The following is a 12,449-nucleotide window of genomic DNA, read 5'->3' as shown; positions in this document are numbered from 1 at the left end:
CAGCTTGTCGCTCGCTACCACGCCGGCGAGATGAGCACGACTCTCGCCAAAGAAAGTGGTATCGCCAAGCCAGCCTTCCTGCGACTACTTACAGAGCGTGGCGTACGCGCCAGGCCTCGTGGTCTGACACCCGCCAAGGAGAAGGAGATTCTTCGCCTCCGCTAGCAGGGCATGATCATCCGGGACATCGCCAAGCGGGTTGGTTGCAGTTACGACACCGCCCGGATGTTCTTGCTGGAGGTCCGCTGATATGAGTGCCGTCACAAGGCCTATTAGTTTCGGTACTTGCGGACGCGTTTGAACCATTCATCCAAACGACTGATCTCACTCTCCAGCTCCTCAGGCTCGGGCGGGGTGTAGTTCGTTTCGGGATCTTGGTCGTGTCTGCGCGTCCACTTGGATGCGTGACTATATCCCAGTTGAAACTCATCGTTGTCTTGCTGGGTGATTGCAGCAAGTAGCTTGAACATTTTCGGTTTAACTTCAGCCGTTCCACGATCGACCACTTGGTAGACGATCTCCAGGTTTACTGCCCGCTCCCAGGTGGTGGACAGATCGCCAGCCCAAGCGGAGCATCGTCGGTCGTACTCCTCTGGATTCAGATCTTTCCGCTCCTTGGCGATTCTTGCCGCCTCTGTTTTTAGGTCATGTATGCGAGTCGAAACATCTTTTGCTGTCCATGGGTGGCCGTCAAGGCAGTAACCCGTCGATTCCTTTTGGCGGCTGATCCATCGCCTGGCGACGGGCACACCAAACTCGTCCGCATGCTTCACGAGGTCGCCGACGAAGCTAATGTCGTGAGTAAACACGACTACCTGGCGGTCTTCAGCAAGTTCAACAATGCGTCGAGCGACGATGGAGCGTCTGCCATGGTCCAAGGATGTGATCGGATCATCAAGAACCACTGCTGACCGCGTTTCGTCGAATGCAACTTCTGTGAAGAATCCGGCTAGGCCGAGAGCGGTCTTTTCTCCCTCGCTAAGGACGTCCGTCACGGAGGCCCGTGACGTAGTGTTCACGAGCGATGGAAGGTGAGGTAGGGTGTTCTTTTTTCCTCGCTGTGGGTCCAGAGTAACTCCGGTTAGCCGTAAACGTTCAGTCTCGCGTGTGAATTTGTCTCGTACTAAGCGAGTAACGTGCTCTTTCGTCAGCTCAGTTGTCTTGCGCGTGATGACGCCCGTGTCTGTCGACCGCTTGGCTTTTTCGATCGTTGTACGCAGGGCTAGACGAGACACTTCCTGCCGAATGCTATCTGCGGCACCAATCAGGGCTGTTTGGGATTGCAGATCCCTGACCGCAGCAGAGGCGTTGGCTAGCTGTGTTTGGAACGTGCCAGAATCTATCGCAAGGGCCTCCTTGGTCAACTCATCACCCTTTGTGGTCAGAGCTGCCGCCGAGCACTCCACGAGTGCAGCTGGAGGATCATCCTGCTGACCGTCAATCCATTTAACAGCTTGCAAAGCGGTGTCGATAGCTTTCTGTAGCCACTCCTCCGCCTTGGTGGCTGTCGGATCGTCGGCGATCGTAAGCCTTGTCAAAGATGCGCTGATTGTAGCCGGTAAGTGATGAAGCATAGCCAGCTCAGCTCGCTTGGCCTGCAATAATCCTTCGGCCGCTTTGGCATCTTCTTCGGTGGTGTCGGTCATGAAGGTGCGGAATCGACTGAGACGCTCCGCCCCTCCTTTGTCCAGTACTTGCTGGCACAGGACACAGCGGCTTTCTTCTTCGACATGAGGGAAATCGTGTCCAGTGTATGCATCGGTCTCCGAGAAGGCTTTGGCTGCCTCCCATAGCGTCCGCCATGTTTCACTGCCGACTCCGTCGAGAGGCTCCTCGGAAAACTTATCGGAAGACGCGATCTTCGCGGCTGCACGAAGCTCTAGCGCACCCTTCCGTGTCTTCGCGAGTAGCTGAAGTCCATCTGTCGACAGGCTGCTGAAGACCAGCTTGCAATGTGCGGCGATAGTCTTATAGTCCGTCGCCAAATTGTTCAGTCTCTGTCGTTCCTTGGCCGGGTCACTACTCTTGAGCTGTGCCTCAGCTTGGATCGCGTTACTCAGATCTTCTGAGATATCAGCCCTTGATGTCAGGGCGACGTCTAACTGTTCTTTCGTTGTTTGCCCAGTGAGCGATGACAAAAATGCGCTAGCCTTCGTGTCCGGATGCACGACCGGCATCGAGGCTTTCGAGTTCGTATTTTCCTGCAACTTCTCGTCGAGGGTGGCGCACACGGCGTCGCAGACCTGGCCAAGTTGATCAAGCAACTCGAGTGCAGAAGGTCTGTAGCTGATTTCAGATGCCGTACTGACATACGCGTGGCCGCACGCATCGTCGTAGAACTGAACTTGCGCAAGCTCTCCGCTGAACGGCTCCTGCCATTTCCATTCATCAGTTCTGCTGGCGTCGCCGACCACGTACTCGAAAACCGCGTGTTGATCGTCAGATCCATTTGAAGCGAAGACATTTCCCAGCACATCTCCGTGCACACGCGCCCTGACGGCTGTCCGAAGGAGCCGCGCGTAGCCTGACTTGCCGCTGCCGTTGTCACCGTAAATCACTGTGAGGCCGCTGCCGGAAAAGGTCAGCGTCTGGTCTGATGCGAGAGCGTTGATTCCCTCGACATTCCGTAGCTGGAGAAGTCGGACAGGATCCGAGATTGCCGCGCCGCCAGGTATATCTGATGCACTGAGCTGTAGCGCATCGGCAACGGATCCAGTCAGGAGGTCTTCCGCGATTTGGTCAATCTCGGCTTCGCCAATTGGATCTCCCTTGCAGAGACTAGAAAAGACTTGCTGCTGCCACGTTGGGCGAGTGCCTATCCATGTAGCGATATCAGCTTCCAGCGACATCCGTGATTCCCCATTTCTCTTGAACTAAAGGTGCGGCGTTGAGCTCATCTCTTCGAGCACGCCAGTCTGGCAGGTGTTGATCCATCAGCTCAGTGAAACGCTCGTTGTGGTGCCGTTCGATTAGATGCATCATTTCGTGGACTGCGATGTACTCCAGGCAGTGCGGATGCTTCTTGGCGAGTTCTATGTTGAACCAGACGTGGGCCGATTCGCGGTTACAGCTACCCCACTTGGTCTTCATGCGGCGCACAGTCCACTTCGCCACATCTCGTCCAATAACTGGCTGCCACTTAGCTATGAGTTCCGGGATCTCGCGCTTGAGAGCGGTGCGGTACCACTCGTCCAGAGCTGCACGAAGACTGTCCGGCGTGCTGTCGTCCGGAGCATATACAGTCAACCGTTTACCGGTGATAGCAAACTGAATCCGCCCTGGTTCGTTTACGACCTTGAGGCGGTATCGCTGGCCCCATACATAGTGGGATTCGCCCGTGACCATTTCGCGTTCGGTCTGACGCACGGCGTTGCGAAGCTGCTCGCGCTGCTTCTTGATCCATGGCAGTCGCTGTACGACAGCAAGCCTGATGGCATCGTCATCGAGTCGTTCAGGCGCCGCAACGCGCACCCGGCCGAGGGGAGGGTAGACGGCGATATGCAGGTTTTTGATGTTCTTGTAGATGACATCGACATCGATCCCAGAGACGGTGAGGTAGGCGCTAGCGGTACTCATTTCGGGCCTTTACCAAATCAAAGAGTTCATCGAAACGTTCGAAGTCAGCCGGTAGGACGCGACGAATTGCTCGCGCCACTTCCTTCTCCTTGAACGTGTTGCCAACCCAACCGTGCGGTTTGCTCGTCATGATGGCGGTATCGACCTGGATCGGAGTGGCCGGATCAGCCCAGCCGAAGTCGACGATGGCACGCTGCGCACCGTTTGATGCCCAGGCGGGGTAGACAGCGTCAGACTCTTTTGAGCCAACCTTCTTAGCGTGGGCGATCAACTGCTCAAGATACTCCTTGTAATCGAGGGCACCCTTGCGGCGTTGCTCGATGATGGCGTCAAGCAGGCTGGACATGCTGTCGTAGTACTTCGGATTCATTGCGTTCTCATCGATGATGACTTTGCGGATGTTGTTCGCGATGGTTTCGGCGACCGCCTCAGGATCCTTCTTGATCCCAGCAGGGAGCTTGTCAATCGCAGCCGCTCCTTGTTCAACGATCAGGTCAATGAGCCCAACGTTTTGGAAGTCCGCGACGACTTCAGATGCATCGGCGCGGATATAGGTGTCCAGCAGGAATCGCATGCCGGCTTCATATTGTTTGAAGTCCACGTTCTCGCCAGCACCGAGCTTAACTTCGTCACGGACGGCGACGTAGTGGGTGACTTCCTTGGCAATGGCTGCAGTTTCAGTCGCGCTGTATCCAGCCTCCGACATGTCGTTGGCGATGGCTCCATAAGTACGAACCAATGCGGCCACAGACTTATACAGTTCGACGCGCTTGGCTTCGTTGTTCTTTATCTGCTGGGCGTTGCCCTGTTCGATGGCGCAGAAGTAGCGCTGGTACTGAAGAGTTCCCCGGGGTGGTTCAACCGCTTCGCAAAGCGCGCGTATGCGTTCGAGGGCCTCGTCGAGGTCCTCGCGTGCTTGCTGGACGCGGTCCTTGAGCAACCCCTCGATGTCGGACTTCTCGTAACCGTCGAGAGCTCCGGACGTATAGTCTGTGATGGCGTCTTCCAGGGAGTTGAAGAGGTCCTGGTAGTCAACGATGTAGCCGTAGTCCTTATCGTCACCATCGAGACGGTTGACGCGACAGATGGCTTGGAAGAGTCCGTGATCGCGCATCGTCTTGTCGATGTATAGATACGTTGCTGCTGGTGCGTCGAAGCCAGTCAGCAGCTTGTCGACAACGATTAGAAGGCGCATCTGACCGGGCTCGTTGATGAAGCGGTCTTTGACTTCCTTTTCGAACTGCTCGATTTTCGTCACCGCTTGGTCAGCCGGTTCATCGAAGTGATCTGCAAGCATTTGCCGATAGATGTCGTATTGGCGCAGCTTTTCAGTTGCACCGTGGCCTGAATCCTCTTTGGAGATGTCGCTGGCCTGAGGGACATAGCTAGTGACGATGGCGCATTTGCCCTTGAATCCGGCCTGGCAGAACATCTCGTAGAATTTGCACGCCTGATAGATGCTGGATCCAACGAGCATGGCGTTGCCCTGGTTGTCCATGAGACGCGGCTTCGTCTCCATGTCGAGCAGGATGTCGTTAACGATCTGCTTAGATCGAGGCTCGGAGCTGACGACTTTTTGCATCGTGCCCCAACGCTTTTTGAGCTCAGCCTTGGAAAGATCAGTCATGCCTTTGGTCTTTGCCTCGAACCACTGATCGATTTTGGCCGATGAGATGAGATCCTGATCGATGTTTCGGGCCTCGTAGCGTAGGTCGAGTACCACGCCGTCTTCGACCGCTTCGTTGAACTTGTAGGTATGAATGAAGCTTCCGAAGGTCTCTATGCTGGTTGCTTTGTCCGCCTTCAGTAGCGGGGTACCGGTGAAACCGATAAACATAGCCCCGGGCAGGAGCTGCTTCATGGCCTTGTGCATTTTGCCGGACTGGGTGCGGTGGGCTTCGTCGACGAAGACGAACAGATTGCCCTTAGCTGAGAAGCCAGCCGGAATCTTGGAGTTGAGCTCGGCGATGAAGTCGCCATCGGCGTCGTTCTGTGCTTGATCGTCATCGCCACCGCGGAACTTGTGCACGAGCGAACACATCAGCCAAGGGTCATTGCTGTTTAGCGAACCAATAAGATCAGCGCCGCTCTTCGTGCGGTAGATGTCCTCGTTGATACCGCTGAAGACTCGCTTGATCTGATCGTCCAGCTCGGTACGGTCGGTGATGATGAGGACACGAGCTTGGCTTTCGCCGCGCGTCTGATGTTCGCGTATCCATTTAGCCAGCCACACCATGGTGAGGGATTTACCCGAACCCTGGGTATGCCAAATAATGCCGCCTTCGCGCTTGGCGATGCGGTCCTGGGCGGCTTTGACGCCGAAGAACTGGTTGTGACGACAAGTCTTCTTCGTGCCACCGTCAAACACCATGAAGTCGTGGATTATCTCCAGGAATCGGCTCTTCGAACACATCTGGACGAGCGCCCGATCGAGCGGTTCCTCGATGTCGGACGGCTCTTTCCATTCGAGCCAGTACTTCTCAGCCGTATCGATGACGCCGTAGCGCAGACCCTCAACGTCGTTGCCGGCCATGACCAGCTGCACCGTGCTAAAGAACGGACGGATGAAGTCCTTCTTCTGGTTGCCGATGTTCTGCCGGATGCCTTCGGAGACGGCGACCTTTGAGCGTTTGAGTTCGATGACACCAAGCGCCAGACCATTGACGTAGAGAACGACATCCGGTCGCTTGTTGTGCTCACCCTTGATCGAGACTTCTTCGGCGACAACGAAGTGGTTGGCTTCAGCGTTGTGCCAATCCACAAGCCAGACGGTTTCAGTCTGTTCGCCGATACCGGGCTTAACCTTCACGCCATAACGGAGAAGGTTGTAGACCTCGTGATTAGCTTCGTACAGATTGCGGCCGCCGCCGAGAGACGCGCTCCTTTTGAACTGCTCAACGGCTTTGTTGATCAGATTGGTGTCGTACCCGCGGGCCTGCAGATTCTGCTCAAGCAGGCTGACTTCGATGTGCGAATTGCTTTCGCGATACTCCCAGTTTCCCAGGTACTCGTATCCAAGTTCATTTTGGAACAGGTCGACAACGCGGTCTTGTGTCCTACGTTCAATCTGTCCAACTGTGCTCATGATTCATTTCCCCCAAAATTACTTTCAACATCCTGATTCTGCCAGCTTCCGAAGTTTACGCCAGCGCCCGGAATACGCCATTCAACTCGGCCGTTTGCTGCCCTGCCCGCCACGATTGCTGCGGCAGCCGATGGGCTACGGAAGACGATATCCTGGGTGAAGATAGCTGAGTCTTCGCTGTCCTGAACAAGCTGTCCGCTATTGAGGAGCTCGTCGTGGAGTAACTCATAGTTGCTTGAGTTCTCGGTGAGGGAAAGACGGGCCATTGAACCCTTCTTTACCGTGAACTCGCCATCCACTTCTTGCGCCGTTGCTCTGATGCTGTACTTCTTGACGAACATCTCGAAAATCGGCGAGATGGAAGGATCGGCCGGAGCCGCTACGTCCGTCGGGTCTGCCGGCTGTCTGAGTGTCGTCGTTCGAAAGATGTTGACGCCTAGTACGGGCAAGACGATTTTGGCCTGTGCTACGAAATACTCCATGTCCGATACATCGGACTCTGGAAGTGGTAGGAGAGGGGGTGCTGTGCCGTTGGTGAGCCGCGAACGGTTGGCCTCCTGCGCCAATGAGATGAACCGAGACTCCAAATAGCGGGCGTGTGCTTTGGTTAGGTTTGAATCCTTACTCGTGAGAACGATTGCCCGATCCCAGAAGTCTTTTCCGCCCTGATCCTCATTCCGTGAGTGATGATATAGACGCTTGCCTACATCATCGCCTTCGCCGACATATGCAAGCGATCCACCCATGATGTCCGGATCGTCTCCGAGAAGGATGTAGATACCCGTTCGTGACGCTTCGGGGCGCTTCAGCAGGGCGCCGAGGTCGGATCGTGGGGCAGCAGCAACGTGACCAGTCCAGTTCATGATTTCAGCTGCCAGAAGACCGCCTGGCGTCCCATCTGCCAGAAAGAGTCGAACCGATTTGCCGACACTCACGCGGATGGCTCCATAATCCGTAACCGGGTGCGACCAGTCAGGAGTTCTTGCATCATTCCTTGCTTAATCGACTTAGCTTTCGCTAAACGGCCACGAATCAAACTGATTTCACGATCGGCATCGACGACAACCTCTGCGATTGCATCCTGCTCATCGCGAGGCGGAAGGTCCACCTCTATGTCAGCGAGTGCCCGACTGCTGATGTGGACAACGGCGTCTCCTTGGCCAGCGCGGGATTTCTGTTCGACGACGACTGAAGTATTGGCGAGTAGGCCAAGATAGACAGGGTTGAATCCATCACCGCGAAGCACCACAATATCGCCACCCGCGACTGCTGGGGTGGGTCCGATGTACGCCACGCATTTCCCGATCTCTTCGCGGGTCTCGCCGGATCCAGCAAACAGAAGATCGCCGGTCCTCAGGGGTAGCGCGGTGGCTGCAATGTCCGGCGATACGAACGAATTTGTAAATGACGTGTAGTCATTGAATGCTGTATAGAGTTCGCCGTACCGAAGACATGGAATGCCAGACGAGCGCACATCATCGCGTTTGACTCCACGGCCCTTTAGGAAAGAACCGACAGATCCAAGGTGCTGCTTCGTCCATGGCTCGGTGAAGCCCGGCAGCCGGGTCTTGCCGGTGAGCAGTTGCTGCATCATGCCTTGCTTGATTGCCTGCTTTTTGGCGATCAAGCCTTCTAGAGAACTGATGAATGTATCAGCGACACGAAGGACCCCAGAAATGCGCCTTTGTTCCGCTGTTGAGATCGCCGGCACGTGGAGGGCTTTTATCATAGAACCAGTCACGAGAGGCTGCCCAGATCCGTAGACCATAGTGTTTAGGTTCATTCCGCGGAGCACTTCCGTGTAGAAGTTCACGTCATGATTCGGTGCGAGTCTCACGACCAGGGTGTTATCTGAAACCCCGTAGCGACCGTCCACCTGATAAACGGTGCCAGCATTTGCTCCCACTCGGGCTACCAGGATCGAGGGGCCATCAAACTCGGCCCTATCAGTCAAGCCAATGGGTCCGGTTGAGCCATAAAGCGTAAACCGCGCGTCTGTCTTCCGCTGCGTGGTTGTTCCCGAGGAGACGGACGTCGCCAGATCGGACAGCTTAGTGCTTTGCCAGGTCAACGTGCCCATTGTCAGTTGACCCCCATCTCAGCCAGGTGCTTCGCGACCTTGGTGCTTAGCTCATCAAGCTCGGATTCGAGATCGCCAATCGTTTCGTCGTACCGTTCGCCGAGTTCCTTGATTCGGGTCACAAGATGGTGGGTCAGCTTCGTGATTTCACCGGCGATGCCGCTGGCGATGGATTCCTGCCACTTGTTGTCAAGAACGAGCTGCTTCACATCCTGTTCGGTGAGTTTGCCATAAGTGGTAAGGACAGCACTGTCCAGTTTGAATTGAGCGTCCTTGGCGAGCTTCCTAGCCGCCACTTCACTTTCATAGAGCTTGATCAGATGTTCGAGGGCTTTGATTTCTTCCGGGTTGCCGTGTTCACGTCTGGATTCTTTGAGCCGTGCGGTGGCTAGGGCCTTGCTAATCTTGCCATCGTCCATGGCATCGGCAAGGAGTCCATCTTCGCCTGCGTGCTCTTCGGTGTACTCCTCGATCTTGCGAGCTGCTTCGTCCTCGATTGCAGTCAGCTGGTCAATATAGCCCCGTTCCTTCGCGAAGTAACGGTTCACGATCAAAGCCGGCGGGATCAGGTCCATCTTATATTTGAACGCCGACCGGCCCGCTCCGACCACAAGGTCCGGTGTTTCGGTAATTTTCCGGTCTTTGTCTTCGATGGTCTTGCGTGGCTTGGCCGCATTCAGCCACCCCTCGTTCATGACCAGGAAGACGTCGTCATGCATTGTGGTGTGCCAGTACGTCATGAGTTGCTCATAGACGGCATATTCATCCAAGAGTGCCGTGCTCTTGAAACGAGCGAGCAAGTCGTCGCTCAGTTCGGCGACAACATCGTTGGGTCTTGTATTCTCGTCGATCGATTCAAGTGCCGCGCGGTGAGTCGCATACCACGTGGCAACCTCAGCGCGAGCTTTGTCGGAGAATTGGGCAAATTCGTCGGAATCCAGAATGGTCTGCTGTACGTCCGAGATGTCGACAGTTAGTTCGCTATATCCTTCGCGTCCAGTGTTCTTGAATAGCTGCTGTCGCAGTGACGGGAACGCATCCCAGCTGGCGCTCAGGGCATCGATGTCGCGTTTCGGGATGCCGCCATGCAAATGAGCATAAAGGTCCTGGATGTCTTCAGGTTCCGAGGAATCGATGTAGCGCGGGATGTTGAGGTTGAAGTCATTGGCGTCGTCGCCAATCTCAGATAGCGGCACCAAACGCGAATAGTGCTCGACTTCCTGCTGCTTGGTGAAGACATCGACGATCTTGTGCATGTCCTGGGAGCGGAGGCGGTTCTTGTTGCCGTCCTTCAGGAAACCTTTGGACGCGTCGATCATGAAGACGCCAGTCCGGCTATGGGCGTTTTCCTTGTCGAGCACGATGATGCAGGCCGGGATGCCGGTGCCATAGAACAGGTTGGAAGGTAGGCCGATAATGCCCTTGATGAAGCCACGCTTAAGGAGTTGCTTGCGGATGGCTGCTTCGGCGTTGCCGCGGAACAGTACGCCGTGGGGAAGGATGACAGCGGCTTTGCCAGTGCTCTTCATCGACTTCAGAATGTGGAGCAGAAACGCGTAGTCGCCATTCTTTTCAGGTGGCGTACCAAATTCGAAGCGCCCGAATTCGTTCTCTAAGCCGTTGTTCCAAGATTTGATGGAGAACGGAGGGTTAGCTACGATGAAATCGAAAGTGTTTAGGCTGTCATCCGATTTGAACTGCGGGTTGGTGATCGTATCCCCTTTGCGGATGTCAGCGATCTCGTTGCCGTGCAGGATCATGTTCATCTTGGACAGCGCCCATGTGGCGTTGTCCTTCTCCTGGCCGTAGATAGTGAGCCCATTACGTGATTCGGCTGCCACCTTGAGCAGCAACGAACCTGAGCCACAAGTCGGGTCATACACCGTTGCCGAGCGTGGGGTGTCCGGCGTTACGCCGATCAACTTGGCAATAACTCGTGAGACTTCGGCAGGGGTGTAGAACTGGCCTTTGGACTTACCGGACTCGGTAGCGAAGTGGCGCATGAGGTATTCGTATGCGTCGCCGAGCAGGTCGTCACCCTCGGCGCGTGAACCGCGGAAATCAAGCTCCTGGAAAATTGTTATGAGCTTGGAGAGACGGTCCACCATCTCTTTGGCTTTTCCGAGCTTTTCCTCGTCATCGAAGTCTGCCATTGTGATGACAAGTTGAAGCCCGTTGGCCTCTGCGAGTTTGGCGATGATCTTGTTGACCTTGTCGCCGATCTCCTTGTTGCCCTTCAGCGCTACCATGTCGTCAAACGAGCCACCAGCCGGCACTTCAATCAGGGAGTTGGAGTCAGTCTTCGCTTTGTCGGACACATACTTCATAAAAAGCATCGTCAGGATGTAGTCCTTGTACTGAGATGCATCCATGCCTCCGCGCAGCTCGTCGCAGCTTTTCCAGAGCGAGCTGTAGAGATCCGATTTCTTAAGCGCCACGGCCCGTACCCCTTGTGTTGATCCTGATTCGGTTGAACTTGTCATGCGGCAGTCTCCAGCCACACGACGGTAGCCATTTAGTGTTGGTTTCAATCTACCGGGGAGCAATGACAAACCAGGGCAGGTCAGGCTGTGCGAGGTAGGTTCGCGGGTAGGGAGAAGTCTCAACCACGGCCCGCTAACTGGCCTAAAGTATACCACAATCGGCATGTATCTTATAGGTCCCTGAGGCTCTCGACCACTGTCTCATCGCCACTAGGTCGATGGTTGCAATCGTGCGATAGATGGCGAAGCGGACGTCGAAGCCGTGGGGGAGCCTGGCGTGGTTTTCTAGCGTGACGGTGCGCAAAGATGCGCCCCGTCCTTCAATTGAAGGGCGTGGGGGAACTCTTCCTGAGTACTTCTTCTGCCGTGCCCGCCAGGAAGGTCAGTGCGACCTTCCCTATCTACCGGCCTATCTCATCGAGGACAGTGTGGCCGGATCCTACGGTCAGCTTGTGCCGGACAAAGCCTTCGAGGAGGACATTCGCGCCAGACTGGATGAAGCCCTTGTCGGTGAGCAGCAGGACATAAAGGAGATGTACGCGAAGTACAAGAATCAGCTCAAGGAAGTTGAGGCCAAGGAGAGCCGGCTCGTTATTATTGCGGCCGATGGCATCCTGCCGCCGTCGAAGATCCGGGAGAAAATGCATGAGCTGCGCGTTCAACGTTCCCGCATCGAAGGCAGCCTGGCGAACATCGGCGAGCAGATCACGGTAGGGGGTCAGCTTCTTGCTAGGACGATTGATCAGATCGCTGACCCGAAGTCGTACTACGAAAAAGCAGCGGACAAGGTCCGGCGCCTCCTCAATGAATCCTTTTACCACCGTTTCTTTGTGGACCAGGAGGCTCCGATGGCACGGATCTGAATCAACCCTTCGCTGACATCTTCGCGGCCCAAGCGGCCTACCGATCGATCAAACCCGCGCTGGCGATGTCTGTCCGTGGATCGACCCAATCGTCCGAACAAGGGGCCATGCTGGGCGTTTTAGAGGTACTTTCTGCCCGGTTCCCGGATACCAAAAATGGCGCCGATTTCTCGACGCCATTTTCGTGTTTGGTCGGGATGACAGGATTTGAACCTGCGACCTCTTCGTCCCGAACGAAGCGCGCTACCAAGCTGCGCTACATCCCGATCCGCTGCGAAAGCAACTGTTCAAGAATAGCCGAAACGTCCCGTGATGCGAAATCGGGGAGAGGGTGTCCCTCGCCACACCCGCACCCGGCACCA

General features: G+C 55.5%; 7 protein-coding genes and 1 tRNA gene. 1 reads left to right on the top strand and 7 read right to left on the bottom strand.

The window, feature by feature from the left end; translation table 11 throughout:
* Nucleotides 1-272 precede the first annotated feature (272 nt).
* From JMY29_RS16150 to JMY29_RS16125, 6 genes are read right to left on the bottom strand one after another with little or no spacing between them, the layout of a single operon-like run.
* Entirely contained in the window at nt 273-2,849 is a 2,577-nt protein-coding gene (locus JMY29_RS16150; protein WP_189075422.1) for an AAA family ATPase, read from the bottom strand.
* Nucleotides 2,833-3,576 carry a M48 family metallopeptidase gene (locus tag JMY29_RS16145; RefSeq protein ID WP_189075421.1) on the bottom strand — a complete coding sequence of 248 codons (744 nt, stop codon included), beginning with the start codon at nt 3,574-3,576 and terminating at the stop codon, nt 2,833-2,835. The genes JMY29_RS16150 and JMY29_RS16145 overlap by 17 nt, the downstream gene beginning before the upstream one ends.
* Nucleotides 3,563-6,661: a type I restriction endonuclease subunit R gene (locus JMY29_RS16140; RefSeq protein WP_189075420.1), complete on the bottom strand. Its 3,099-nt coding sequence runs from the start codon at nt 6,659-6,661 to the stop codon at nt 3,563-3,565. Before JMY29_RS16140 ends, JMY29_RS16145 begins: the two co-directional genes overlap by 14 nt.
* Complete coding sequence (locus tag JMY29_RS16135) at nt 6,658-7,596, bottom strand: GIY-YIG nuclease family protein (RefSeq protein WP_189075419.1); 939 nt, start codon at nt 7,594-7,596, stop codon at nt 6,658-6,660. The genes JMY29_RS16140 and JMY29_RS16135 overlap by 4 nt, the downstream gene beginning before the upstream one ends.
* Nucleotides 7,593-8,741: a restriction endonuclease subunit S gene (locus tag JMY29_RS16130; protein WP_189075418.1), complete on the bottom strand. Its 1,149-nt coding sequence runs from the start codon at nt 8,739-8,741 to the stop codon at nt 7,593-7,595. The genes JMY29_RS16135 and JMY29_RS16130 overlap by 4 nt, the downstream gene beginning before the upstream one ends.
* Nucleotides 8,742-8,743: 2 nt before the next feature.
* Complete coding sequence (locus JMY29_RS16125; protein WP_189075417.1) at nt 8,744-11,224, bottom strand: type I restriction-modification system subunit M; 2,481 nt, start codon at nt 11,222-11,224, stop codon at nt 8,744-8,746.
* Between the two features lie 290 nt (nt 11,225-11,514).
* Here JMY29_RS16125 and JMY29_RS16120 point away from each other — a divergent pair, with 290 nt between their 5' ends.
* Nucleotides 11,515-12,087, top strand: coding sequence for a hypothetical protein (locus JMY29_RS16120; protein ID WP_189075416.1), 573 nt, complete (start codon nt 11,515-11,517; stop codon nt 12,085-12,087).
* Between the two features lie 189 nt (nt 12,088-12,276).
* Here JMY29_RS16120 and JMY29_RS16115 read toward each other — a convergent pair.
* A tRNA-Pro gene (locus JMY29_RS16115) sits at nt 12,277-12,353 on the bottom strand.
* Nucleotides 12,354-12,449 lie beyond the last annotated feature (96 nt).

Origin of the sequence: Paenarthrobacter nicotinovorans (assembly GCF_021919345.1) — a bacterium.
Classification (GTDB): domain Bacteria; phylum Actinomycetota; class Actinomycetes; order Actinomycetales; family Micrococcaceae; genus Arthrobacter; species Arthrobacter nicotinovorans.
Note: the sequence above shows the minus strand (reverse complement) of the source record. Positions and strands in the feature narration are given on the sequence as shown.